Raw genomic sequence first — 22,746 nt, 5'->3', positions numbered from 1 at the left:
TTGTGGCATGGTAAGAAGCGTAATAACTTTGTGCCTCCCCACCGCATGAAGATCCGCCGTGACCCGCGAACAAGCCATCCTCCAAGCCGTACAAGCCTATGACAACGGCGCCCTGCAGGCCGCGCTGGCGCGCCGGGTCGCCTACGCCACCGAAAGCGAGGCGCCCGAACAGGCCCCGGCCCAGCACGCCTACCTGAACGAAGACCTGGTTCCGCTGCTGACCGGACTGGGCTTCTCCTGTGACATCCATCCCAATCCGGCAGGCGTGGACCTCCCGATCCTGGTGGCGCGCCGCCTCGAAAAGCCCGGCCTGCCCACCGTGCTGATGTACGGCCACGGCGACGTGGTGCGCGGCAACGCCGCCAAGTGGGACGCGGGCCGCGACCCCTGGCGCCTGCAGGTCGAAGGCGACCGCTGGTACGGGCGCGGCACGGCCGACAACAAGGGACAGCATTCGATCAACCTGGAAGCCCTGCGCCAGGCGATCGCCGCGCGCGGCGGCGCGCTGGGATTCAACACGATCTGGCTCATCGAGACCGGCGAGGAAGCGGGCTCGCCCGGCCTGGCTGCCTTCTGCGCGGCGCAGCGCGACCTGTTGGCGGCCGACGTGTTCATCGCCAGCGACGGCCCGCGCCTGAACGCGCAGCGCCCGACCCTGTTCATGGGCTCGCGCGGCGCGGTGAACTTCGAACTGAAAGTGCGGGCGCGCGAGCGCGGCTACCACTCCGGCAACTGGGGCGGCCTGCTGGCCAATCCCGCGATCCGCCTGATGCACGCCATCGGCACGCTGGTGGACGCGAACGGCCGCATCGCCATCCCCGGCCTGCGTCCGCCTCCCATTCCCGAGGCGGTCGCGGCCGCGCTGGCCGACCTGGAAGTGGGCGGCGGCGAAGACGACCCGGAAATCAACGCGTGGTGGGGCGAGCCCGGCCTGTCCGCGCCGGAAAAGGTGTTCGGCTGGAACAGCCTGGACGTGCTGACCTTCGGCGCGGGCGATCCCGCCAAGCCCGTCAACGCCATTCCGCCGGAAGCGGTGGCCTGGTGCCAGCTGCGTTTCGTGGTCGGAACCGACTGGCGCGCACTGGAGACGCATGTGCGCGAACACCTGCGCCAGGGCGGGTTCGACGACGTGCAGGTGCGCGTCGGCATGCAGGCCGGCGCCACCCGCCTGTCGCCGGACAGCCCCTGGGTGCGCTGGGCCGCCGGGTCGCTGGAACGCACCACCGGCAAGCGGCCCGCGCTGCTGCCCAACCTGGGCGGCTCCCTGCCCAACGATATCTTTGCCGACCAGCTTGGCCTGCCCACCCTGTGGGTGCCCCACTCCTACCCCGCCTGCGCGCAGCACGCCCCCAACGAGCACCTGCTGGGTAGCGTCGCCCGCGAAGGCCTGGCCATCATGGCCGGGCTGTTCTGGGACCTGGGCGACCAGGGCGACGCGCTGCGCCAGGCCGCCCCGTCCGCCTCTCCTTCCCGCGCCTGATCCCGACCGAGACCCCGCCATGACCGCCAACTTCCGCGCCGCCCTGCTGGCGCTTCCCCTCGCCTTCGCCGCCTACGCGGGCGGCGCCCATGCCGCCTACCCCGAGCAGGCGATCAAAATCGTCGTTCCGTTCACGCCGGGCGGCGCCACGGACGCGGTCGCCCGCCTGCTTGCCACCCGGCTGTCCGGCAAGCTGGGCCAGCCCGTCATCGTGGAAAATCGCCCCGGCGCCTCCACCGTGATCGGCGCCGACGCGGTCGCGCGGGCCCAGCCCGACGGCTACACGCTGATGCTGTCCGGCAGCACCACCTACACCGTGCTGCCGGCGCTGAAGACCTCGCTGCCCTACGATCCGCTGCGCAGCTTCGAACATATCGGCATCGTCGCCATGGCGCCCGTGGTGCTGCTGGCGCAGACCGCCCTGCCGGTGTCGACCCCGCAGGAAGCGGCGGCGCTGGCCAAACAGCAGAGCGCCAAAGGCGGCCTGATGTACGGCACCTTCGGCCCCGGTTCCGCTCCCCACCTGGCCGGCGAGATGTTCGCGCAGGCCGCGGGAGCCAAGATGACGCCGGTACCGTACAAGGGCAGCGCGCAGCTGGTGACGGCCCTGATCGGCGGCGAAGTCGCGCTGGGCGTGGACACGGTGTCGTCGGCCGCGCCGCAGGCGCGGGCTGGCAAGGTGCGCGCGCTGGCGGTCACCGGCGAACGGCGCATGCCGCAACTGCCCGACGTGCCCACGTTCGCCGAGGCGGGCATGGCCGACGTGTCGTTCGTGGGATGGTATGGACTGGTCGCGCCGGCGCGCACGCCCGGCCCGGTGGTGGACACCCTGAGCCGGGCCGTGGCGGAAATCATGGACGACGCGCAGGTGCGCAAGACCGTGGCGGACCTGGCGCTGGACCCCGTCTTCCTGCCCGCGCCCGCCTTCCAGCAGCAGATCACGAAAGAACTGCAAACCTTCGGGGACGTGGCCGCGCGCGCCGGCATCACGCTGGACTGACGCGGCGTAGCGGCAACAGACAAGAAGCCCGGGTTCGGCTGCCTTGCTAATCCGGCTGGATCTGGCTGATCTTGGATCCTTCCAGGCCGGCGCCGGCCATCAGGCCCTGTTCGCCGAACGGCACCGCGTAGACATCCTGCGTCAGCGTCGTGGTGGTGACGCTGGCGGCGTAGCCCTGGTCGACCACGACCAGGCTGGGTCCAGCGCCCAGCGACCAGCCGTCGCTCTTGTTCAGATAGGCCAGGGCCGGTTCGTTCATGAAGAACAGCGCGTAGCTGAACTGCTGGGCCCCCGCCTGGAAGCCGAACGACAGGGCCGAGATGGAGTAGAACCCCTCGACCTTGCCGTTGCGGATGAGCGCGCCGTCTCCGCGTTCTCCGCCCACCAGCAGGCCACCCTTGATGATGCTGGGAAACACCAGCACCGCGACCGCCTTTTTGCCGAGTTCGCGCGTCCGCGGTTCCTGGGCATACAGCTGCTCAAGCGCGGCCAGCGCATCGCTGCTGATTTCGGACGCGGATGCGGCGCCTGCCGGCGGAGCCAGGCAGAGCAGCGCGGTGACCAGCAAAAGGCTGGCAGACAGCCAGCCGCGAAGCTTCATGGGCAAAACGGACGCGCAGCTCATAGGGGCTCCCCGGGGGTAAGGACGGCAAGCGCACGGCGCGCTCGCCCGACTTGCCAGGGCAGTATTCGCAGGCGCCAAACCCTTGTCAATGGTGCTTCCTTACCCTTGCGGGGGACCTCCCTCACACCTTGGGCGGCGCGGTCTCCCGCTCCGGATGCCGGTGCTTGCCCAGCGCTTGCACGAACGCGGCCGCGCCATCGTCTGCCAGCAGCAGGCCGCCGTCGGCGGGATCCGGCGCAATGCCCGCGGCGGCGAATACCTGCACGCCCTCGCCCATGCCCATCAGCGTCTTGCCGTGGCGGTAGGCGTCGCGCAGGAACTCCAGCGCCCGTCCGTCCGACTGCAGGCTTTCGGCCGCCGCCGCGCCGCCGGGCACCACCGCGCCGTCGAAGAGGCCCGACGGATGGTTGTCGAGCGAAGCGTCCGCATCCAGCTTGCCGCCGCCCTCTGCCTGCAGCGGACCGATGCGCTGCCCCACCAGCCGCACCACCGCCCCCGCCTTGATCAGGGCCGCGGCCACATCCATCACCGCCTTGCCGTCCACGCCCTCGGCCGCCAGGATGGCGACCTTGCGCGTCGCCACGCCGCCGTCCCCCGGGCGCGCCGTCAGCGACAGCGCCGGGGACACCTCCACCTCGGGCTTGGGCGGTTGCTCGATGGCACGCGGCAGGGGTTCAGGCAACGGCATGCCCAACTGGTCCGCCACCGCCTGCGCCAGTTCGTCCGACACGTTGCGCAGGGACGCCACCATGCGCTGCCGGATGGCCGGCACCGTCAGCTTGCTGAGTTCAAACGCAAAGGCATTGATGATGTGCCGGCGTTCCCAGCCGGTCTGGCTGTCGTAGAACAGGGTGGCCTGGTTGTAGTGTTCGGCGAACCGTTCCGGATGCCCGCGCAGCTCGTCGCCTTCGACCGGCTCGGGAAACGGCACGAAGCCGTCCATGCCCGCCTGGAACGGACAGCCGCCCGCCAGCGAGTTGGGTTCATAGGCGACCCGCCCGCGGTGGATCGCCTGCCGGTGCATGCCGTCGCGCTGGTTGTTGTGCACCGGCGCCAGCGGCGCGTTGATGGGGATTTCATGAAAATTCGGGCCGCCCAGGCGCGAGATCTGCGTGTCCACGTACGAATGGATGCGGCCCGCCAGCAGCGGGTCGTTGGTGAAATCCACGCCCGGCACCACGTGCGCCGTACAGAAAGCGACCTGCTCGGTCTCGGCGAAGAAGTTGTCGGGGTTGCGGTCCAGCACCATCCGGCCGATGGGCACCACGGGCACCAGTTCCTCGGGCACGATCTTGGTGGCGTCCAGCACGTCGAAGCTGAACCCTTCCGCCTGATCTTCCGTGAAGACCTGCACGCCCAGTTCCCATTGCGGGCCATGGCCGGCGTCGATCGCTTCCCACAGGTCGCGCCGATGAAAGTCCGGGTCCGCGCCCGACACCTTGACGGCCTCGTCCCACACCTGCGAATGCGTGCCCAGCACCGGATTCCAGTGGAACTTCACCAGTTTGGACTCGCCCTTGGCATTGACGAAGCGATACGTGTGCACGCCGAAGCCCTGCATCATGCGGTAGCTGCGCGGGATGCCCCGGTCCGACATCACCCACATCAGCATGTGCGTGGATTCCGGCATCAGCGACACGAAATCCCAGAAGGTGTCGTGAGCGGAGGCTGCCTGCGGCATGCCGTGATGCGGCTCGGCCTTGACCGCGTGGACCAGGTCCGGGAACTTCATCGCATCCTGGATGAAGAAGACGGGAATGTTGTTGCCCACCAGGTCCCAGTTGCCTTCGTCCGTGTAGAACTTGACGGCAAAGCCCCGGACGTCGCGCGCGGTGTCCTTGGAGCCGCGTTCACCGGCCACCGTCGAAAAGCGCACGAACACCGGCGTGCGCTTGCCCTTTTCCGCGAACAGCGACGCGGCGGTCAGGTCCGTCAGCGGCTTGTAGCATTCGAAGTAGCCGTGCGCGGCCGACCCGCGCGCATGCACGATGCGCTCGGGAATCCGTTCGTGGTCGAAGTGGGTGATCTTCTCGCGCAGGATGAAATCCTTCAGCAGCGCGGGACCGCGCAGCCCGGCCTTGAGCGAATGCTGGTTGTCGCCCACCGGCACGCCCTGGTTGGTCGTCAACGCCTGGCCGCCGCCGTCCGCGCGCACGCGGGCCAGGCGGCCATCCACCTCGTTCACGCCGGCCGCGGCCGCGTCGCCGGTCTTGTCCGAGGATTCGCTCTCGGACAGGGAACTCGCGCCCACGGCCGGATCCACCGCCCCCACGTGCGCGCCCGCCACCGGACAGCGCGCCGCTTCCTCGCCGTATTCGGCGGCCTTGTTGGCATTGTGCGGGATGGCGGCCGCGGTGGCGCCGACCGCCGCGGCGCGCTTGAGCGCGGGATGCGCGGCATTGGCGGCGGGCCCCTCGGCCGGGCCGCTGTCCGTGTTCATGTAGGCGGTGTCGAGCGCGGCGCTGGGAGGGCCGGCCTTGCCTGGTTTCTTGCTTGCCATGAGCGTCTCCTTAATGGGTCAGCAGCGAATCGCGCGCCTGTTCGGCCCGGGAAGCGCCGATGGCGGATTCGACCTTCTTGACCTCTTCGGGCGGCGGCAGCACCGCGGGAAAGCCCAGCGACTCGATCCACAGCTCCCGCGACCAGCCTTGGGTGTGATAGAGGTGATGGTCCTCGTCGGTCGCCACCGCGTCGTAGGCCTGCTTCAGGATCTTGGCCTCGTCGCCCGAATGCTTGTCGGCGATCAGGCCGATCAACGACCAGTTCGCGTGGTCCTTAGTTTCCGCCAGCACCACGCATTCGGTCGCGACCAGTTGCGCGGCGTCCGCATCGCCCGCGCTGATCGCCATCTTCATCGCCTTGACGAGCGATTCGCCCAGGTGGCGCACGACGTCGCGGCCGGGCGACTTGGCTTGCGGGTCCAGCTTCAATTGTTCAAACACGGTCAGGAGCACGCGGCGGTGCGTGCGCGTCTCTTCCAGGTAACCCAGCCACTCTTTCTTCAGGTCCTCGTTCACGGCACAGGACACCGCGGTCTCGTAGATCGCGAGGCCCCCGATCTCGGTTTCCAGGGCCTGGTACAGCAGTTCCTTGATCTGGGGGGCGTTTCCGGCTTTGCGTTTCATGGGTCTTCTCCTAGTCGCGGGTCAGGGCGAAGCGCTCGAACGGCGCTTATCCGATATGGACGGGTTGAAGGCCCTTCCCAGCAATCGCCATGCCCGCCCGGCTGTGGATCGTCCGCCCGGCGACTTGTTGGCCTGCGCCCGCGACCGGGTGAAAAAAATACAAGCCGCGCGCCGGAGGTGGCGGCCCCATTTACCTTAGAATCGGGGGTCACTCTCACCACGGCGCGCTGCCCCAGAACGCACGGGCACGCTGAATCGCCGCCGCATGAACATGAACGACATCTTCGCCATCGCAATGGCCCTGCTGCTGGTGTACGCCGGCATGGCCTGCCTGAACCTGGCGACGCCCCGCCACTACGAACAGGTCTGGGGACGCAATCCCCACGCCGGCCACACGCGCGTGCTGCGCGGCGCGGGCGTGCTGCTGCTGGGACTGGCCATCCTTCCCTGCGTGGGCCTGTGGGGCAACATCCTGGGCATGGCGGTCTGGCTGGGCTGGCTGTGCGCCGGCGCCCTGCTGTGGGTCGGCATGCTGTCGTGGGCGCCACGCCCCGCGGCCGGCACCGCCGCGCTGGCCGTGGCCATTTCGCTGCTGGGCGTGGGCCTGGGTTTCTAGGCCCTACCCGGCGCCGTCGGGGCCGGATTGCGCAATTTCGCAGGCGGCTTTGCGCTGTTGACGCGCATCAAGGCAAGTCCAGATGCCGCCTGCCCGGCGCCCCGTTGACACCATATGTGGTGATAGAGTTTTCAAACTCCACTACATATGGTGCCAAACATGGAAATCCAACATATCCTCAAACGCGACGGCCGCGTCGTTGCATTCGATAGCGACAAGATCGCTCAAGCCATGGCGGCGGCGGGCCAGAGCACCGGGGAGTTGGACCTGGCCGGCGCGCGGACCCTGACCGGCACGGTGGTCGCGGCCCTGGAGGGCAATGTCTGCCCCGGCGTCGAAACCATCCAGAACCGCGTCGAGGAAGCCCTGGTCCGGGCGGGCCACTGGCGCACCGCGCGCGCCTACATCGTCCACCGCGAACAGCACGCCCGCCTGCGTTCGCTGCGCCACACGCTGGTGGACGTGGAAAGCGCGATGGAAGAGTACCTGGACCAGCGCGACTGGCGCGTCAATGCCAATGCGAACCAGGGCTACAGCCTGGGCGGCCTGATCCTGAACGTGGCGGGCAAGGTCACCGCCAACTACTGGCTGTCCAACGTCTTCGCGCCCGAGGCCGGACACGCCCATCGCGAAGGCGACATCCACATCCACGACCTGGACATGCTCAGCGGCTATTGCGCGGGCTGGTCGCTGCGCCAGCTGCTGACCGAAGGCTTCAACGGCATCCCCGGCAAGGTAGAGTCCACGCCGCCGCGGCACATGTCGGCCGCCATCGGCCAGATCGTGAACTTCCTGGGCACGCTGCAGAACGAATGGGCCGGCGCGCAGGCGTTCAGTTCGTTCGACACCTACATGGCGCCCTTCATCCGCCGCGACGCCATGACCTACGCGGACGTGAAGCAATCGATCCAGGAACTGATCTTCAACCTGAACGTGCCCAGCCGCTGGGGCACGCAGACGCCGTTCACCAACCTGACCTTCGACTGGACCTGCCCGGCCGACCTGAAGGACCAGATCCCCTACGTGGGCGGCGAGGAAATGCCCTTCTCGTACGGCGACCTGCAGGCCGAGATGGACATGATCAACCGCGCCTACATCGAAGTCATGATGGCGGGCGACGCCAAGGGCCGCGTCTTCACGTTCCCCATTCCCACCTACAACATCACCCCCGATTTCGACTGGGACCATCCCAACACCGAGCGCCTGTTCGAGATGACCGCGCGCTATGGGCTGCCCTATTTCCAGAACTTCCTGAATTCGGATCTTGAGCCGCACATGGTGCGCTCGATGTGCTGCCGCCTGCAGCTGGACCTGCGCGAACTGCTCAAGCGCGGCAACGGCCTGTTCGGTTCGGCCGAGCAGACCGGATCCGTTGGCGTCGTGACCGTGAACTGCGCGCGCCTGGGCTACACCTGCCGCGGCGACGAGGCGCAACTGATGGAACGCCTGGACTACCTGCTGGGCCTGGGCCGCGATGTGCTTGAGACCAAGCGCAAGGTAGTGCAGCGCTACATCGACCAGGGGCTGTACCCCTATACCCGCCGCTACCTGGGCACGCTGCGCAACCACTTCAGCACGCTGGGCGTGAACGGCATCAACGAGATGATCCGCAACTTCACGGACGACGCCGACGACGTCACCACGCCGGCGGGCCACGCGCTGGCCGTGCGGCTGTTGGACCGCGTGCGCCAGCGCATGACCGAATTCCAGGAAGAAACCGGCCATCTCTACAACCTGGAGGCCACGCCGGCCGAAGGCACCACCTACCGCTTCGCGCGCGAGGACCGCAAGCGCTGCCCCGGCATCCTGCAGGCGGGCACCGACGCCCAGCCCTACTACACCAATTCCAGCCAGCTGCCGGTGGGCTACACCGACGATCCCTTCCAGGCGCTGCAACTGCAGGAAGCGCTGCAGAGCAAGTACACGGGCGGCACCGTGCTGCACCTGTACATGAACGAAGCGGTGTCGTCGGCCGACGCGTGCAAGCAGCTGGTGCGCCGCGCGCTGAGCAATTTCCGGTTGCCGTACATCACGGTGACGCCCACGTTCTCGATCTGCCCCAATCACGGCTACCTGGCCGGGCACCACGAGTTCTGCCCCAAATGCGACGCCGAACTGCTGGCCAGGCAGTCGGCGTGCTGCACCCCGGCCTAGCGCCGTGTCCCCGCCGGGCATCCGCCCGGCCCCCACTTACAAGGAAATCCTATGCAAACCTTGACCGCCCCCGTCGCCACGTCCGCTCCCGCCGTCCAGCTGGACGACAGCCAGCGCGTGCGCTGCGAAGTCTGGACCCGGGTAATGGGCTACCACCGTCCGGTTTCTTCTTTCAACACCGGCAAACAGGGCGAATTCAATGAACGCCGCTTCTTCGTCGAACGCCGCGCCTGAGGGCGCGACACCGCGGGGCGCGCCGGCAACGGGCGCTCCAACTCATCCCGCAAGCGGAGCGCCGGCCTGCCACGAAATTCGCAGGCTGGCCGACCGGCCCGCCTATGCCGCGCCGCCGCAGCCCGTCATCCAGCCGCTGCCCAGGCACTCGCCCGCCGTGGGCGGGCTGGTGCCGTTTTCAACCGTGGACTGGCCCGGCCAGTTGGCCGCGGTGGTGTTCATCGCCGGTTGCCCGTGGCGCTGCCATTACTGCCACAACACCGAACTGCAGACGCGCGCCGCCCGCTACGACTGGCGCGAGGTCCGCGCGTTCCTGGAAACCCGCAAGGGCCTCCTGGACGCGGTGGTGTTTTCCGGCGGCGAACCCCTGAGCGAGCCGCGCCTGCCGTCCATGATCCGCGACGTCAAGCGCATGGGCTACCGGGTGGGGCTGCATACCGCGGGCATCTATCCGCTGCGCCTGGCCGACGTGCTTCGGCACCTGGACTGGGTCGGCATGGACATCAAGGCGGACGCCAAGGGCTACGACGACATCACCGGGCGGCGCGATTCGCAGCGCCCGGCGCAGGCCTGCCTGACGCAGCTGCTGTCGGCCGGCCCCGATTTCGAATGCCGCATCACCTGGCACCCCGACTGGCTGGACGAGGCCAGGCTCATGGTCCTGGCCCGCGAATTGGCGCGCCGCGGCGTGCGGCGCTTCGCCGTGCAGGCGGCGCGCTCGGGACCGGGCGCGCCGGTCGCGCGCGCCCTCAGCACCCAGGCGCAGGCGGAACTGCGGCGGATCTTCCTGGAATTCGCCTATCGCTGAGACAGGTGCGCCTTCAGGGTAGCCAGGAACCGCGGCGACTCCACCGCCCCCACATTGCAGCGGGACCACGGCGACACGGCCGTCGGGTCCACGCTGAATACGCGCCCGGGCGCCATGATCACCTTCTGGGGCATCAGCGCCGCCGCCAGGGTCAGCGAATCTTCCACGCCCGGAAAGGCCGACCACAGGTACAGCGAACTGGTGGGCCGGGCGAAGACTTCGGCGCCCAGCGAATCCAGCACCTGCAGCGCGTGGCCGGTCGCCGCTTCCAGCCGCTGGCGCAGCCGCACCAGGTGGCGTTCGTAGTGGCCTTCTCGCAGCATCACGTCCACCATGCGCTCGCAGTATTCCGAGCTGCTGACGTGCACCAGCGCCTTCAGGTCGGCCAGGTCGCTGGCCAGGGCCGCATTGCAGGCGATGAAGCCGACGCGCAGCGCCGCCGAAAACGACTTCGAGAAACTGCCGATGTAGATCGTGCGTTCAAGCTGGTCCAGCGCCGACAGGCGCACGGCCGACGTCGGCTTGAAGTCGGCCAGCGGATCGTTCTCGACCACCATGAGGTTGTAGCGTTCCGACAGCTGCAGGACCTTGTAGGCCTTGGCCGGCGAGATGTCCGAGCCGGTCGGGTTGTGCGCCAGCGATTGCGTGAAGAAGAGGCGCGGCTTTTCGCGCTGCAGCAAGGCTTCCAGCGCGCCCAGGTCGGGGCCGTCCGGCAGGCGCGGCACGCCCAGCATCCGCACGCCGGCCAGCTTCAGCTTGCCGAACAGCGGGTAATAGCCGGGGTTGTCCACCAGCACGGTCGAACCGGGCGGCAGGAAATAGCGGATCGCCAGGTCCATGGCCTCGTTCGCGCCGTGCGTCAGCACCAGCTGCGACGGCGCCGTATTGATCCCCACGTCGCCCAGCTTGCGCACCAGGCTTTCGCGCAGCGGCGCATAGCCGAAACGGCTGCCATACCGGAACAAGGCGCCCAGCCCCGTGCGCACGACCTTCTGGTGATAGCGGTCCATCCGCATGTCCGCCAGCCACTCCACCGGCGGAAAGCCGTCGCCCACCGCGACCGCGTCGGGCTGGGTCTTGAGCTGTTCGCGCATGAGCCACACGATGTCCATCGCGCGGCTCAACTGTCCGGGTTCCTCTTCAGCGGGCGCACGCGCGTGCTCCACGCCCAGCACGTAGAAGCCCGAGCCGCGGCGCGGCTCCACCAGGCCGCGCGCCACCAGCATCTCGAACGCCACCACCACCGTGTTCTTCGCGTAGCGGTGCAGCTGCGCCAGCTCGCGCAGGGACGGCAGCTTGTCGCCCGCGCGGTAGACGCCGTCGGCGATCTGCTGCCCGATCAGCCTGGCCAGGCTTTCGGCGATGGGCGCGGCGCGCTGGGGCCTGCCGGGCGGATTTGCTTCGTCCACGATCGGATTTCCACGGGAGGGTTGCCAGAAATTGGTGCAGTGCAATGGTACTGTTTGCCCAAACTGTACCTCTGAATAGCGGTACAGTTTACCTAGAATCAGGCCACTCGATTCTTATACGGAGACACGCCATCGTGGCCGATTCACGCCTGCCCAACTTCCGGGCCCTTACCCCCGCCCAACGCCTTGCCGTCATCGCCGACGCGGCCTCGCTCACCGCCGAAGAGCGGCAGATGCTGGCCGAGCCCGGCGCGCTGGGCCTGGCCCGTGCCGACGGCATGATCGAAAACGTCATCGGCGCGTTCGAGCTGCCGCTGGGCGTGGCGGGCAATTTCCAGGTCAACGGCCGCGACGTGCTGGTGCCCATGGCGGTGGAAGAGCCGTCGGTGGTCGCCGCCGCGTCGTTCATGGCCAAGCTGGCGCGCGAATGCGGCGGCTTCGAAACGTCCAGCACCCGTCCGCTGATGCGCGCCCAGGTCCAGGTGCTGGGCCTGACGGATCCGCACGGCGCGCGCCTGGCCCTGCTGCGCGAGCGCGAGCGCATCCTGACCCTGGCCAACAGCCGAGACAAGGTGCTGATCGAACTGGGCGGCGGCTGCCAGGACATCGAAGTCCACGTCTTCCCGGACACCCCGCGCGGCCCCATGATCGTCATGCACCTGATCGTGGACGTGCGCGACGCCATGGGCGCCAACACCGTCAACACCATGGCCGAGGCCGTGGCGCCGCTGGTCGAAGAGATCGTCGGCGGCTCGGTGCGCCTGCGCATCCTGTCCAACCTGGCCGACCTGCGCCTGGCCCGCGCCCGCGTGCGCCTGACGCCGCAGGTGCTGGACACCAAGGAGCGCAGCGGCGCGGAGATCATCGAAGGCGTGCTGGACGCTTACACGTTCGCCGCCATCGACCCCTACCGCGCCGCGACGCACAACAAAGGCATCATGAACGGCATCGACCCCGTCATCGTGGCCACCGGCAACGACTGGCGCGCGGTCGAGGCCGGCGCGCACGCCTACGCCAGCCGGTCGGGCCGCTACACGTCCCTCACGCATTGGGAAAAGGACACCTCGGGCGCCCTGGTCGGCACGATCGAAATGCCCATGCCCGTGGGCCTGGTGGGCGGCGCGACCAAGACCCATCCGCTGGCGCGGCTGGCGCTCAAGATCATGGACGTGCGTTCGGCGCAGGAACTGGGCGAAGTCGCCGTGGCCGTCGGCCTGGCGCAGAATCTGGGCGCGCTGCGCGCGCTGGCCACCGAAGGGATCCAGCGCGGCCACATGGCGCTGCATGCCCGCAACATTGCGCTGGTGGCCGGCGCGACGGGCGCCGAGATCGATGCGGTCGCCAAGCGCATGGCGGCCGAGAAGGACGTGCGCACCGACCGTGCGCTGGCCTTGCTGGAGGAAATGCGCGCTTCCCGATAACCCCGCAGGACAAGAACCCGAGGCGGCGCCGGCGAAGTCCGCGCGCCGCCCGACTACAGGAGAGAGACATGAAACACAGCCCCCCGGCGCCCTCCACGCGCCTGGCCGAAGTCTGGAGCGACACCGTGGACCTCAGGCACCTGGCCTGGGCCATCGGCATCGGCATCACGATCAGCGTGGCGGGCTTCTTCGCCGCCAGCCGCTGGCTGCGCGGCGTGGTGGCGTCGCCCGAACTGGCCCACGCCTACGCCATGCTGGCCGGACTGGCCGGCTGCGTGCTGGCCGGCGTCATCTGCGCGCGCCTCTTCCCGCCCAAGCGCGAAGTCATCGAGCACAGCGCCACGCATGACCCGGCGTGGCGCGCCGAGGTGCTGGCCGAACTGGCCGAGCAACCCGGCGGGCTGGGCACCCTGGCGGACCTGCCCGAGCCGGTGGTGCGCGAACTCAAGGATCTGGACCTGTACGACCTGTTCGCCGAACCGGCGGGCAAGGCCCCCGTCCCGGCCGCCGCCGATGCGCGGCGCGGCGCCGCCAAGGAGGCGCTGGCATGAGCGATCCCGTCCTTCTCGAACAGATCATGGTGGCGGCCGGCATGGGACTGCTGGGCGCGGTGGTGTTCGCGGCCATCGGCCTGGTGTCCGGCACCGACGAGACCACCACGCTGGCCCCGCTGACCCTGCTGGTGGTGCTGCTGGGCGTGCCGCCCGCCGGCGTCTTCACCTTCTTCCTGGCGGGCGCCGTGGCCAAGCACATGACGCATGCCGTGCCCACCGCGCTGCTCGGCATCCCCGGCGACACGCTGGCCACGCCGCTGCTGCAGGACGCGAACATGCTGCGCAAGCTGGGGGTGCCGCACATCGCCCTGCGCAAGATGGTGTCCGGCGCCATCGTCGCCGCCTTCGTGGCGGTGCCGCTGGCCGTGCTGTTCGCCGTGCTGCTGGCGCCGTTCGGCGCGGCCATCACCAAGTCGGCCCCCTGGATCTTCCTGGCCGCGGCGGTGCTGATCGCCTACTTCTCGGCCGGACGCTGGGCCGCGGTGGCGCTGCTGGTGCCGTTCGTCATGATCATCATCGCGCTGCAGAGCCTGACGGCCAAATACGGCGTCAAGCTCAGCATCAGCTATTTCCTGGGCATCGCCATCGGACCGCTGATCGCCGACCTGTTCACCGTGATTTCGCCGCAGGGCCGCAGCAAGATGCTGCGCGACAAGGTGCGCACGTTTTCGCTGGCGCCCGACGTCAAGGGCTGGTCGGGCTATTTCCCGAATCCGCTGAAGGTCATGGACCGCGTGCAGACGCGCTGGACGCTGGCCACGGCCGCGATCTCCAGCGCCACCTTCGTGTTCAGCCCGGTCGCCATGACCGTGGTGCTGGGCGAACTGGTGGGCTCGCGCGTCAAGCATGCCTATCACCGCCTGACCACGGTGCTCAGCGCGCGCAATGGCGTCACCGAAGCCACCTACATCGCCGAGGCGCTGATTCCGCTGATCGCGTTCGGCCTGCCCCTGAGCCCGGTCGCGGCCGGCCCGGCGGCGCCCCTGTTCAACGCGCCGCCGCGCTTCACGGTGGATGCGGCGACCGGCCAGACGCACAACCTGCACAACCTGCTGAACCACTGGGAATTCCTGGGCTACGGCATGCTGGCGGTGCTGCTGGCAGCGGTGGTGTCCTACCCCTTCGCCATGAACTTCGCGCGCCGCGCCGCGCTGTTCGTGTCGCGCAGGGTCAGCCATGAAGCCATCATCGCCACGTTCGTCGGCCTGATCATCGTGATCAGCGTCTGGGAAGGCCAGTTCCTGGGCCTGCTCGTCATCCTGACCATGGGCCTCATCGGCGGCCTGCTGTCGCGCCTGTTCGGCTTCAACACGGGCGTGCAGTTCATGGGCTACTACACCGCCGTGCTGTCGGTGCCGGCGATCGTCAAGCTCGTCGCATAAAGCGTGACGCATCGGGCGGGGCTGCGCGCCCCGTCCGCCATTGCCGCGCCGCTTGATGCATCGCAAGGCGGTGCTCCCCCCCTTGCTCTAGCCTCTGGTCTCTTGACCAGAGGAAAGACTCATATCATGACGTGGTTCAAATCACTCACCCTCGCCGGACGCGAGTTGCTGCCCATCGTGCAGGGCGGCATGGGCGTTGGCGTATCCGCCCATCGCCTGGCCGGCGCGGTTGCCAGCCAGAACGCCGTGGGCACCATCGCCAGCGTCGATTTGCGCCATCACCACGCCGATCTCGTGGAAAAGACCGAAAAATGCAATGACCGGGACACGATCGACACCGCCAACCGCGAAGCGCTGCACCGCGAAGTGCGCGCCGCGCTGGACACGGCGCAGGGACGCGGCCTGGTGGCCGTGAACGTCATGAAGGCCGTGCGCGACCACCAGGCCCTGGTGCGCCAGGCGTGCGAAAGCGGCGCGCAAGCCATCGTCATGGGCGCGGGCCTGCCCCTGGACCTGCCGGAAATGACGGCGGACTTCCCCAAGGTGGCGCTGGTACCCATCCTGTCGGAAGCGCGCGGCGTGGCCGCCGTGCTGAAAAAGTGGATGAAAAAGGGCCGGCTGGCCGACGCCGTGGTTATCGAGCACCCGGGCTACGCCGGCGGCCACCTGGGCGCGGCCCGGCTGGACGACCTGCACAGCGAACGCTTCGACTTCAAGCGCGTGCTCGCCGACTGCCATTCGCTCTTCAGCGAACTGCAGCTGGGCCGCGACGCGCCGCGGCTGATCGTCGCGGGCGGGGTGGGCAGCCATGAACAGGTGCGCCACTGGCTCACCCACGGCGCCGACGGCGTGCAGGTGGGCACCGCGTTCGCCGTCACCCAGGAAGGCGACGCGCACGAAAACTTCAAGCGCGTGCTGATCGACGCCGATCCGTCCCAGCTTGCCGAATTCACCAGCGTGGCCGGCCTGCCGGCGCGCGCCGTGGCCACGCCGTGGCTCACGCGCTACCTGCGCCAGGAAGGCACGCTGCAGGCCAACACCCGCGCCGACCCGCGTCGGTGCAGCCAGCGCATGGACTGCCTGACGCAATGCGGGCTGCGCGATGGCATCGCCAAGTTCGGCCAGTTCTGCATCGACCTGAAGCTGGCCGCCGCCATGCGCGGCGAAGTCAGCCGCGGCCTGTTCTTCCGCGGCGCGTCCAAGCTGCCGTTCGGCAACGCCATGCGCTCGGTGCGCGAATTGATGGACTACCTGCTGCACGGCGAAATGCCCGCCGCCGCTTAGGTAGCGACCCGCGCGAGGCAAGCGCTAGGACTGCGTCCCCGTCGCCAGGTCAAACTGGAACACCGCGCCGCTGCCCGCCTGTTCCACCAGCCGGATCTCGCTCTGGTGCAGCTGCAGGATGCGCTGCACGATCACCAGGCCCAGGCCGCCGCCGTCGCCCGGCCCGCGGTTCAGCGCCGACGCGCGGGTGAACAGCCCCGCGCGCAGTTCCGGGGGAATGCCGCTGCCGGAATCGCTGACCTGCACCTGCACGCGATTGCGGGTCAGGCCCAGCTGCAATTCGATGTGGCCGCCCGGCGGACTGTGGCGGATGGCGTTGTCCAGCAGATTGGTGAGCACGCGTTCGATCAGCCCCAGGTCCGCGCGCACCGGCGGCAGCGCCTGCGGAATGTCCGTGGTCAGGTGCTGCCGGCGCGCCTCGGCGGCCAGCTCGAACTTCTGGATCACGTCCTGCACCAGCTCGGGCAGGGAGAACGTCTCGGGCTCCAGCCGCACCAGCCCGGACTCCAGCCGCGCCAGTTCGAACAGTTCCTGCGCCAGCCGGCCCACCTTGCGGCTCTGCGCCAGCGCGATGTCCAGGTAGCGGCGGCGCTCGCCGGGGTCCAGGGTCTCGTCCTTGAGCCGCAGGGTCTCCAGGTAGCCGTGCAACGACGTCAGCGGCGTGCGCAGGTCGTGGGAAATATTGGCGACCAGGTCGCGGCGCTGCTGGTCCTGGCGCGTGAGCTCGCGCCACTGATCCGAGATCCGCCGCCCCATCTGCGCGAACGTGCGCCGCAGCACGGCGATTTCGTCGCCATTGCGGGCGGCATCGCCGGGCCGCTCCAGCGCGGCCAGCGCCTGTCCGTCGTCGCCCTCGAAGGCGCGCACCGCCCGCGTCAGGCCGCGCAGCGGCCGCGTGATCAGGCCGAAGGCGGCCAGGCCGGCCACCAGCCCCAGCAGCGCCACCAGCGCGATCGACCACAGCGTCGTGCGCAGCACCGAGCTGCGCGACACGTCCATGGCCAGCTCGTCATGCGCCTGGCCCTGCAGCACGACGTAGACGTAGCCCTGCTCGCGGCCGTCCACGCGCACGGGCGCGGCGCTGAACACCTTTTGCGCGTCCGGGTTGCGCGGGTCGTCACCCGTGATGGGCAGCATGCCGCCGCCCAGCAGCCGCTTGACCGGCCCCAGGTCCACGCGATCGCGCTTGATCTGCCCCGGCGGCGCGGCGTCGCCCACGATGCGGCCGTCGTTGGACAGCAGGTAGACCTCCACCGCCGGATTCACGGTCATCAGCATGTCGAACATCGAGCGCACCGCGTCCGGCTTCCAGCCGCCGGCGTCCATCAGTTCGGTGGAGCCGGCGATGTGCTGCGCCAGCCCGCTGGACAGGCGCTGCACGACTTCCTGTTCATAGCGCGAATTGGCGGCGATCTGCAGCCAGGCGGACGCCCCGCAGCAGGCCAGCAGCAGCAACGCGAAGACGGCGGACAGGCGCTGGGTCAAGGTGAGGCGTTTCATGCCGGCCCCCCGGGCGCCGCCGCGAACTTGTAGCCCCTGCCCCAGACGGTCAGGATGCGCTGCGGGTTGGACGGGTCGGCCTCGATCTTGGTGCGCAGCCGGTTGATGTGCGTGTTGACCGTGTGCTCGTAGCCTTCGTGCTGGTAGCCCCACACCTGGTTCAGGAGGTCCATGCGCGAAAACACCTTGTCCGGATGCCGCGCGAAGAAATGCAGCAGGTCGAATTCGCGCGGCGTGAGGTCCAGGCGCTGCGCGTCCACGTCGACCGTGCGCGCGATCGGGTCGATCAGCACGCCATGCACGGCCAGGCTGCCCGCGTCGATGCGCGCGTTGCGCTCGATGGCGTCGCTGCGGCGCAGCAGCGCCCGCACACGCGCCACCAGCTCCAGCATCGAAAACGGCTTGGCGAGGTAGTCGTCCGCGCCCAGCTCCAGCCCCAGGATGCGGTGCACCTCGCTGGATCGGGCGCTGGTGATGATGATGGGGGTGTAGCGCGCCATGGCGCGGGCGCGCTTGCAGATTTCAAGGCCGTCGATGCCGGGCAGCATCAGGTCCAGCACCAGCGCGTCCCAGCCGCCTTCTTCCAGCCGGCGCATGCCTTCGTTGCCGTCGGCGGCATGTTCGACGGCATAGCCCTCGTCGCGCAAATGCAGGCGCAGCAGTTCGGCGATGTGGGCGTCGTCTTCAACGATCAGGACGCGTCGGGGCGTTTCCATGGGGCACTCTGGGGCAGGGTCGATGCGCCTATTGTCGCCAATCCGCGCGGGCGAGAGTTCACATTTAATTTAACTTTGCGTGAGGACTTCGGTATCGGCCCGGGGGAAGAATGCTTCCAACGACAAGCCCCCGGAGACCGCCATGCTGGCCCGCCCCGCCCTCAACGATACGCCGCTCCCTCCCCGGCAGGCCGCGCCCGAGCCCGCCACGATCCACCCCCGCTGGCTGCGCATCACGCACTGGCTGAACGCCCTGGCCGTGGTCGTCATGGTCACGAGCGGCTGGCGCATCTACAACGCCTCGCCCTTCTTCGACTTCGCCTTTCCCGACGGCATCACGCTGGGCGGCTGGCTGGGCGGCGCCCTGCAATGGCACTTCGCCGGCATGTGGCTGCTGTTCGGCAACGGCCTGCTGTACCTGGCGCTGAACCTGGCCACCGGGCGCCTGTGGCGCAAGTTCCTGCCCGTCAGTCCGGGCGGCGTCGCCCGCGACCTGGCCGCCGCGCTGCGCGGCAGGCTGTCCCACGCCGACCCGCGCCGCTACAACCAGGTGCAGCGCCTGGCCTACCTGTTCGTCATGGCCGATATCGCGCTACTGATCCTGTCCGGCCTGGTGCTGTGGAAGTCCGTGCAATTCGACCTGCTGCGCGAGCTCATGGGCGGCTACGAGGCCGCGCGGCGCGTCCACTTTTTTGCGATGGCGCTGCTGGCGGCGTTCGTCGCCGTTCATCTGGCGATGGTGGCGCTGGTGCCCCGCAGCCTCATCGCCATGATCCGCGGCAAATAAGGAGCCCTCCATGAGCCAGAAACGACGCCTTTCCCTGCTGGGCCTGGACGGCCAGGCCATCCTGCAGGAAGCAAAGAAGCTCCTGGACAGGCGCGTGGAGCAGCCGTCCCGCCGCGCGTTCCTGCGCCGCAGCCTGACGCTGGGCGGCGTGGCCATGCTGTCCGGCTGTTCGCTGTCCGACGACGAAAACGTCGAAAAGGCCCTTGCCGCCGTCTCCCGGTTCAACGACCGCGTGCAGGGCTGGATCTTCGACCCGAACCAGCTGGCGCCCACCTATCCGGAATCCATGATCACCCGTCCCTTCCCCTTCAATGCCTATTACGGCATCGACGAAGTGCGCCACGTGGACGAGGAATCGTTCCGGCTGGAAGTCACCGGCCTGGTGGCGGACAAGCGCCGCTGGCGGCTCGACGAGCTGCGCGCCATGGCGCAGATCGACCAGGTAACGCGGCACATCTGCGTCGAAGGCTGGAGCGCCATCGGCAAATGGGGCGGCGTGCCGTTCTCGGCGTTCCTCAAGCGCGTGGGCGCCGACCTGAGCGCCAGGTACGTGGGTTTCAAGTGCGCGGATGACTACTACACCAGCATCGACATGCCCACCGCCCTGCACCCGCAGACCATCCTGGCGCTGACCTACGACGGCCGCACGCTCCCCCCCGAATACGGCTTCCCCATGAAGCTGCGCATGCCCACGAAGCTTGGCTACAAGAATCCCAAGCACATCCAGGCGATTTTCGTCACCAACACCTACCCGGGCGGTTACTGGGAGGACCAGGGCTACAACTGGTTCGGCGGCAGCTAGGTGGATTCCTGTCTTACCCCAACCCTCAAAGGAACGCATCATGAAGAAACTCACCACCGCCGCATTGTCCCTGTGCCTGGCCTTCGGCGCCGCGGCCGCGCATGCCGCCGACGCCATGGGCAAGGAAGGCATGGGCAAAGACGGCATGAGCAAGAGCAGCATGTCCAAGGACGCCCCGTCGCAGGACGGGATGAAGAAGGATTCCATGTCCCATGACGGCATGAAGAAAGACGGGATGTCCCACGACGGCATGTCCAAGGGCTCGATGTCCAAGGACTCCATGGGCAAGGATTCGATGTCCAAGGGTTCGATGTCCAGGGACTCCATGTCCAAGGGCTCGATGTCCAAGGATTCCATGGGCAAGGACGGCATGAGCAAGTAGGCCCGCACGGGGCCCGCGCCAGCGGGCGCCCGCCGCGACCTCTTACGGAGCACGCCATGAGACTGAACCGCAGACACTTCCTGGGCCTGGGCGGCGCCGCCGCCGCGGCTGCCGGCCTGGCGCCGCTGCTGGCCGCCCGCAGCGGCCCGGCAACGGCCGCCGGCGCCTTTCCCTATACGCTCACCGACACGCAATGGCGCGAACGGCTGACGCGCGAGCAGTACGAAGTGCTGCGCCGCGACGGCACGGAACGCCCCTACACCAGCCCGCTCAACGACGAACACCGCAAAGGCACCTTCGCCTGCGCAGGCTGCGAGCACCCGCTGTTTTCGTCATCCACCAAGTTCGACAGCGGCACCGGCTGGCCCAGCTTCTGGCAGCCCCTGCCCGGCGGCGTCGGCGAAACCCGCGACCGCAGCTTCGGCATGACCCGCACCGCCGTGCATTGCGCCAATTGCGGCGGCCACCTGGGCCACGTCTTCGACGACGGCCCGCGCCCCACCGGCCTGCGCTACTGCATGAACGGCGTGGCCATGACCTTCGCCCCGCAGGCCTGAGCCGCGGACCGCCCACCCATCAGGACCCGACACCATGTCCAAGCATCCCACGATCCGCAGGCTCTGCGCCGCGCTAGCCGCCGCCGGCGGCCTGCTGGGCTCGGCCGCCGCCCCGGCCGCCGAGCGCGCCTTCATCATTCCGCCTCCCGCGGCGGACCAGCCCGACACCGCCGCCCAGGAAAAGGCCGTCATCGCCGGCGGCTGCTTCTGGGGCGTGCAGGCCGTCTTCCAGCACGTCAAGGGCGTGAGCAACGCGGTCTCCGGCTACGCCGGCGGCCAGGCCTCCACCGCCAACTACAACGCCGTCAGCGGGGGCCGCAGCGGCCACGCCGAAGCGGTGGAGATCACCTACGACCCCAGGCAGGTCAGCTACGGCCAACTGCTGCAGATCTACTTCTCGGTCGCGCACGATCCCACCCAGCTCAACCGCCAGGGACCGGACCACGGCACCCAATACCGTTCCGCCGTGTTCCCCGCCAACGACAGCCAGCGCAAGGTGGCCGAGGCCTACATCGCCCAGCTCAACCAGGCAGGCGTTTACCCGAAGGCGCTGGCCACCAAGGTCGAACCGCTGCAGGCCTTCTACCCCGCCGAGGACTACCACCAGGACTATCTGGTGCGCAATCCGAACAGCCTGTACATCGTGATCAACGATATTCCGAAGGTGGAGAACCTGGCCAAGACGTTTCCGGAGCGGTATCGGGAGAAGCCGGCGCTGGTCGGTGAACACAAGGAATGACGCCGGTCACAGGCCCGGCGCGCCCCTTGCGGTCACGGATCCTGCGCCCCCGACATGTAGTGCATGCACAGTTCGCTGAGCCGCAGCAGCGCGGGCGGCAGGGTCTTGCCCTCGAGCGTCACAAACACGAACTGCGACGAAAGCTCCAGCGCCGGGCTTACATCCACGTGCACCAGTTCGCCGCGCGCGATCGCCGGCTGCGCCACCCGCAGCACGCCGAAGAACACCGTGTCGGTGGTGCGCACCAGGTCGACCAGGGCCTGCATATCGTTCGATTGATACTGGATCGCGTCGATGAAGTGCACCGGCGGGCCGAAATAGGCATTGAGCCGGTGCATGACCTCGTCGCTCATGGCGCGGCCGCTGGCCGCCACGGCGTAGCGGCGCAGCGCATCGAAATCCAGGCCTTTCTTGCCGGCCAGGGGGTGGCCGGCCCGCACCACGAAACCGAGCGGCGTACGCGGAAAGAACCGTAGGTGCAGGTCGGGATCGGCCGGGATGTGGTTGCGGTGCACCACCAGCGCGTCGACCGTGCCCTCGCGCAGTTCCTGCACCTGCATCTCGGACGTGCCGCCGCTCAGGAGCAGCTTGATCGCCGGGTAGCGCTCCTTCATCTCGCGCAGCAGCGGCAGCGACAGGATGGCGGTGGGCGTGGGCCCGAGTCCCAGCCGCAGCGTACCGCCGGCGTAATTGGCCAGCAGGCTGGCGCTGCGCCGCAGCTCGCCCAGTTCGACCCGGATCCGGCGGGCCCGCACGATGGCCAGCTCGCCCAGCGCCGTCAGTGTTTTCCCTTTGTCGCGCTCCAGCAGGCGTCCGCCCAGCGTGTCTTCAAGCGCCTGGATGCTGCGGCTGAGCGCGGGTTGCGTCAGGTGCAATTTGGCCGCCGCACGGCTGAAAGACTGGGTTTCGACCAGCACCAGGAAGTGCTCGAGCTGTTGAAGATTCACCCCGGCTCCTTATTTTTATTACGTTCTGATTATGGTTTGATGATGAATTATGCATTGGACGTAATGAAAAAGGGCTACCAGAATGCGGACCTTCACTGTCCGAATTCATCTGGAGCAACAGGCCATGGCCCTCGGTTCGCCCTTCCCGCAGTCGGCTTCACCCCTCATTCAACGCCTGCTAGGCCTGGCCGCCGCCGGCACGCTGGCCGTGGCCTGCGCCGCGC

The 22,746-nt window shown here is 68.5% G+C and carries 22 protein-coding genes; 15 read left to right on the top strand and 7 right to left on the bottom strand.

Going from position 1 to position 22,746, the window contains the following annotated elements; all coding sequences use genetic code 11:
- Window positions 1-58 precede the first annotated feature (58 nt).
- Entirely contained in the window at window positions 59-1,480 is a 1,422-nt protein-coding gene (locus ABE485_RS27485; RefSeq protein WP_346518421.1) for a M20 family metallopeptidase, read from the top strand.
- 19 nt (window positions 1,481-1,499) lie between these two features.
- Entirely contained in the window at window positions 1,500-2,480 is a 981-nt protein-coding gene (locus ABE485_RS27480; RefSeq protein WP_346518420.1) for a Bug family tripartite tricarboxylate transporter substrate binding protein, read from the top strand.
- 46 nt (window positions 2,481-2,526) lie between these two features.
- On the opposite strand, the gene ABE485_RS27475 is transcribed toward ABE485_RS27480, so the two are convergent.
- The 3 genes from ABE485_RS27475 to ABE485_RS27465 form a co-directional block, all read right to left on the bottom strand.
- A complete protein-coding gene (locus tag ABE485_RS27475) occupies window positions 2,527-3,081 on the bottom strand; it encodes a lipid-binding SYLF domain-containing protein (protein ID WP_346518419.1) in 555 nt (184 codons plus the stop codon).
- Between the two features lie 145 nt (window positions 3,082-3,226).
- Entirely contained in the window at window positions 3,227-5,605 is a 2,379-nt protein-coding gene (locus ABE485_RS27470; protein ID WP_346518418.1) for a catalase, read from the bottom strand.
- Between the two features lie 10 nt (window positions 5,606-5,615).
- The gene (locus tag ABE485_RS27465) at window positions 5,616-6,230 is read right to left on the bottom strand and encodes a hypothetical protein (protein WP_346518417.1); all 615 of its coding nucleotides are present in this window, start codon (window positions 6,228-6,230) and stop codon (window positions 5,616-5,618) included.
- Between the two features lie 265 nt (window positions 6,231-6,495).
- Between ABE485_RS27465 and ABE485_RS27460 the strand changes: the two genes are divergently transcribed.
- The 4 genes from ABE485_RS27460 to ABE485_RS27445 all read left to right on the top strand — a co-directional run bounded on the left by ABE485_RS27460 (window position 6,496) and on the right by ABE485_RS27445 (window position 10,042).
- On the top strand, window positions 6,496-6,846 hold the full coding sequence (locus tag ABE485_RS27460; protein WP_346518416.1) for a DUF3325 domain-containing protein: 351 nt from the start codon (window positions 6,496-6,498) through the stop codon (window positions 6,844-6,846).
- 159 nt (window positions 6,847-7,005) lie between these two features.
- Complete coding sequence (locus tag ABE485_RS27455) at window positions 7,006-9,000, top strand: ribonucleoside triphosphate reductase (RefSeq protein WP_346518415.1); 1,995 nt, start codon at window positions 7,006-7,008, stop codon at window positions 8,998-9,000.
- 51 nt (window positions 9,001-9,051) lie between these two features.
- Window positions 9,052-9,234 (top strand): anaerobic ribonucleoside-triphosphate reductase, encoded by a 183-nt coding sequence (nrdD, locus tag ABE485_RS27450; protein ID WP_346518414.1) that lies wholly within the window; start codon window positions 9,052-9,054, stop codon window positions 9,232-9,234.
- Complete coding sequence (locus tag ABE485_RS27445; protein WP_346518413.1) at window positions 9,200-10,042, top strand: anaerobic ribonucleoside-triphosphate reductase activating protein; 843 nt, start codon at window positions 9,200-9,202, stop codon at window positions 10,040-10,042. The genes nrdD and ABE485_RS27445 overlap by 35 nt, the downstream gene beginning before the upstream one ends.
- On the opposite strand, the gene ABE485_RS27440 is transcribed toward ABE485_RS27445, so the two are convergent.
- Window positions 10,033-11,451: a PLP-dependent aminotransferase family protein gene (locus ABE485_RS27440; RefSeq protein WP_346518412.1), complete on the bottom strand. Its 1,419-nt coding sequence runs from the start codon at window positions 11,449-11,451 to the stop codon at window positions 10,033-10,035. The genes ABE485_RS27445 and ABE485_RS27440 overlap by 10 nt on opposite strands.
- A 131-nt stretch (window positions 11,452-11,582) precedes the next feature.
- On the opposite strand from ABE485_RS27440, the gene ABE485_RS27435 reads away from it, so the two are divergent.
- From ABE485_RS27435 to ABE485_RS27420, 4 genes are all read left to right on the top strand, one after another.
- Window positions 11,583-12,872, top strand: a complete 1,290-nt coding sequence (locus ABE485_RS27435; RefSeq protein WP_346518429.1) for a hydroxymethylglutaryl-CoA reductase, degradative — start codon at window positions 11,583-11,585, stop codon at window positions 12,870-12,872.
- 68 nt (window positions 12,873-12,940) lie between these two features.
- A complete protein-coding gene (locus tag ABE485_RS27430; protein WP_346518411.1) occupies window positions 12,941-13,423 on the top strand; it encodes a hypothetical protein in 483 nt (160 codons plus the stop codon).
- Complete coding sequence (locus ABE485_RS27425; RefSeq protein WP_346518410.1) at window positions 13,420-14,808, top strand: tripartite tricarboxylate transporter permease; 1,389 nt, start codon at window positions 13,420-13,422, stop codon at window positions 14,806-14,808. Before ABE485_RS27430 ends, ABE485_RS27425 begins: the two co-directional genes overlap by 4 nt.
- Before the next feature lie 126 nt (window positions 14,809-14,934).
- Window positions 14,935-16,092, top strand: coding sequence for an NAD(P)H-dependent flavin oxidoreductase (locus ABE485_RS27420; protein WP_346518409.1), 1,158 nt, complete (start codon window positions 14,935-14,937; stop codon window positions 16,090-16,092).
- 24 nt (window positions 16,093-16,116) lie between these two features.
- Here the strand turns inward: ABE485_RS27420 and ABE485_RS27415 are convergent, their stop codons facing one another.
- Both ABE485_RS27415 and ABE485_RS27410 read right to left on the bottom strand, forming a co-directional pair.
- Window positions 16,117-17,592: a sensor histidine kinase gene (locus tag ABE485_RS27415; RefSeq protein WP_346518408.1), complete on the bottom strand. Its 1,476-nt coding sequence runs from the start codon at window positions 17,590-17,592 to the stop codon at window positions 16,117-16,119.
- Window positions 17,589-18,308: a response regulator transcription factor gene (locus ABE485_RS27410; RefSeq protein WP_346518407.1), complete on the bottom strand. Its 720-nt coding sequence runs from the start codon at window positions 18,306-18,308 to the stop codon at window positions 17,589-17,591. Before ABE485_RS27410 ends, ABE485_RS27415 begins: the two co-directional genes overlap by 4 nt.
- Before the next feature lie 142 nt (window positions 18,309-18,450).
- Here ABE485_RS27410 and ABE485_RS27405 point away from each other — a divergent pair, with 142 nt between their 5' ends.
- The 5 genes from ABE485_RS27405 to msrA are packed head-to-tail and all read left to right on the top strand — an operon-like array spanning window position 18,451 to window position 21,575.
- On the top strand, window positions 18,451-19,095 hold the full coding sequence (locus tag ABE485_RS27405; protein WP_346518406.1) for a cytochrome b/b6 domain-containing protein: 645 nt from the start codon (window positions 18,451-18,453) through the stop codon (window positions 19,093-19,095).
- Window positions 19,096-19,105: 10 nt separating this feature from the next.
- Window positions 19,106-19,897 (top strand): molybdopterin-dependent oxidoreductase, encoded by a 792-nt coding sequence (locus ABE485_RS27400; protein WP_346518405.1) that lies wholly within the window; start codon window positions 19,106-19,108, stop codon window positions 19,895-19,897.
- Between the two features lie 40 nt (window positions 19,898-19,937).
- Entirely contained in the window at window positions 19,938-20,279 is a 342-nt protein-coding gene (locus ABE485_RS27395) for a pentapeptide MXKDX repeat protein (protein WP_346518404.1), read from the top strand.
- A 56-nt stretch (window positions 20,280-20,335) separates the two neighbouring features.
- Window positions 20,336-20,836 (top strand): peptide-methionine (R)-S-oxide reductase MsrB, encoded by a 501-nt coding sequence (gene msrB / locus ABE485_RS27390; protein ID WP_346518403.1) that lies wholly within the window; start codon window positions 20,336-20,338, stop codon window positions 20,834-20,836.
- 34 nt (window positions 20,837-20,870) lie between these two features.
- Window positions 20,871-21,575: a peptide-methionine (S)-S-oxide reductase MsrA gene (gene msrA, locus ABE485_RS27385; RefSeq protein WP_346518402.1), complete on the top strand. Its 705-nt coding sequence runs from the start codon at window positions 20,871-20,873 to the stop codon at window positions 21,573-21,575.
- Between the two features lie 32 nt (window positions 21,576-21,607).
- Here the strand turns inward: msrA and ABE485_RS27380 are convergent, their stop codons facing one another.
- Window positions 21,608-22,522 carry a LysR family transcriptional regulator gene (locus tag ABE485_RS27380; protein ID WP_346518401.1) on the bottom strand — a complete coding sequence of 305 codons (915 nt, stop codon included), beginning with the start codon at window positions 22,520-22,522 and terminating at the stop codon, window positions 21,608-21,610.
- Window positions 22,523-22,746: the final 224 nt, after the last annotated feature.

The organism is Achromobacter spanius (genome assembly GCF_039673305.1).
Lineage (GTDB): Bacteria > Pseudomonadota > Gammaproteobacteria > Burkholderiales > Burkholderiaceae_B > Achromobacter > Achromobacter spanius_F.
This window is presented reverse-complemented; position numbering and strand designations above follow the sequence as displayed.

Bases quoted from the DNA above. Each gene is read 5' to 3' on its own strand.
- ABE485_RS27480 (WP_346518420.1), top strand. From the start codon at position 1,500: ATGACCGCCAACTTCCGCGCCGCCCTGCTGGCGCTTCCCCTCGCCTTC.
- ABE485_RS27475 (WP_346518419.1), bottom strand. From the start codon at position 3,081: ATGAAGCTTCGCGGCTGGCTGTCTGCCAGCCTTTTGCTGGTCACCGCG.
- ABE485_RS27470 (WP_346518418.1), bottom strand. From the start codon at position 5,605: ATGGCAAGCAAGAAACCAGGCAAGGCCGGCCCTCCCAGCGCCGCGCTC.
- ABE485_RS27465 (WP_346518417.1), bottom strand. From the start codon at position 6,230: ATGAAACGCAAAGCCGGAAACGCCCCCCAGATCAAGGAACTGCTGTAC.
- ABE485_RS27460 (WP_346518416.1), top strand. From the start codon at position 6,496: ATGAACATGAACGACATCTTCGCCATCGCAATGGCCCTGCTGCTGGTG.
- ABE485_RS27455 (WP_346518415.1), top strand. From the start codon at position 7,006: ATGGAAATCCAACATATCCTCAAACGCGACGGCCGCGTCGTTGCATTC.
- nrdD (WP_346518414.1), top strand. From the start codon at position 9,052: ATGCAAACCTTGACCGCCCCCGTCGCCACGTCCGCTCCCGCCGTCCAG.
- ABE485_RS27445 (WP_346518413.1), top strand. From the start codon at position 9,200: ATGAACGCCGCTTCTTCGTCGAACGCCGCGCCTGAGGGCGCGACACCG.
- ABE485_RS27430 (WP_346518411.1), top strand. From the start codon at position 12,941: ATGAAACACAGCCCCCCGGCGCCCTCCACGCGCCTGGCCGAAGTCTGG.
- ABE485_RS27425 (WP_346518410.1), top strand. From the start codon at position 13,420: ATGAGCGATCCCGTCCTTCTCGAACAGATCATGGTGGCGGCCGGCATG.
- ABE485_RS27420 (WP_346518409.1), top strand. From the start codon at position 14,935: ATGACGTGGTTCAAATCACTCACCCTCGCCGGACGCGAGTTGCTGCCC.
- ABE485_RS27415 (WP_346518408.1), bottom strand. From the start codon at position 17,592: ATGAAACGCCTCACCTTGACCCAGCGCCTGTCCGCCGTCTTCGCGTTG.
- ABE485_RS27410 (WP_346518407.1), bottom strand. From the start codon at position 18,308: ATGGAAACGCCCCGACGCGTCCTGATCGTTGAAGACGACGCCCACATC.
- ABE485_RS27405 (WP_346518406.1), top strand. From the start codon at position 18,451: ATGCTGGCCCGCCCCGCCCTCAACGATACGCCGCTCCCTCCCCGGCAG.
- ABE485_RS27400 (WP_346518405.1), top strand. From the start codon at position 19,106: ATGAGCCAGAAACGACGCCTTTCCCTGCTGGGCCTGGACGGCCAGGCC.
- ABE485_RS27395 (WP_346518404.1), top strand. From the start codon at position 19,938: ATGAAGAAACTCACCACCGCCGCATTGTCCCTGTGCCTGGCCTTCGGC.
- msrB (WP_346518403.1), top strand. From the start codon at position 20,336: ATGAGACTGAACCGCAGACACTTCCTGGGCCTGGGCGGCGCCGCCGCC.
- msrA (WP_346518402.1), top strand. From the start codon at position 20,871: ATGTCCAAGCATCCCACGATCCGCAGGCTCTGCGCCGCGCTAGCCGCC.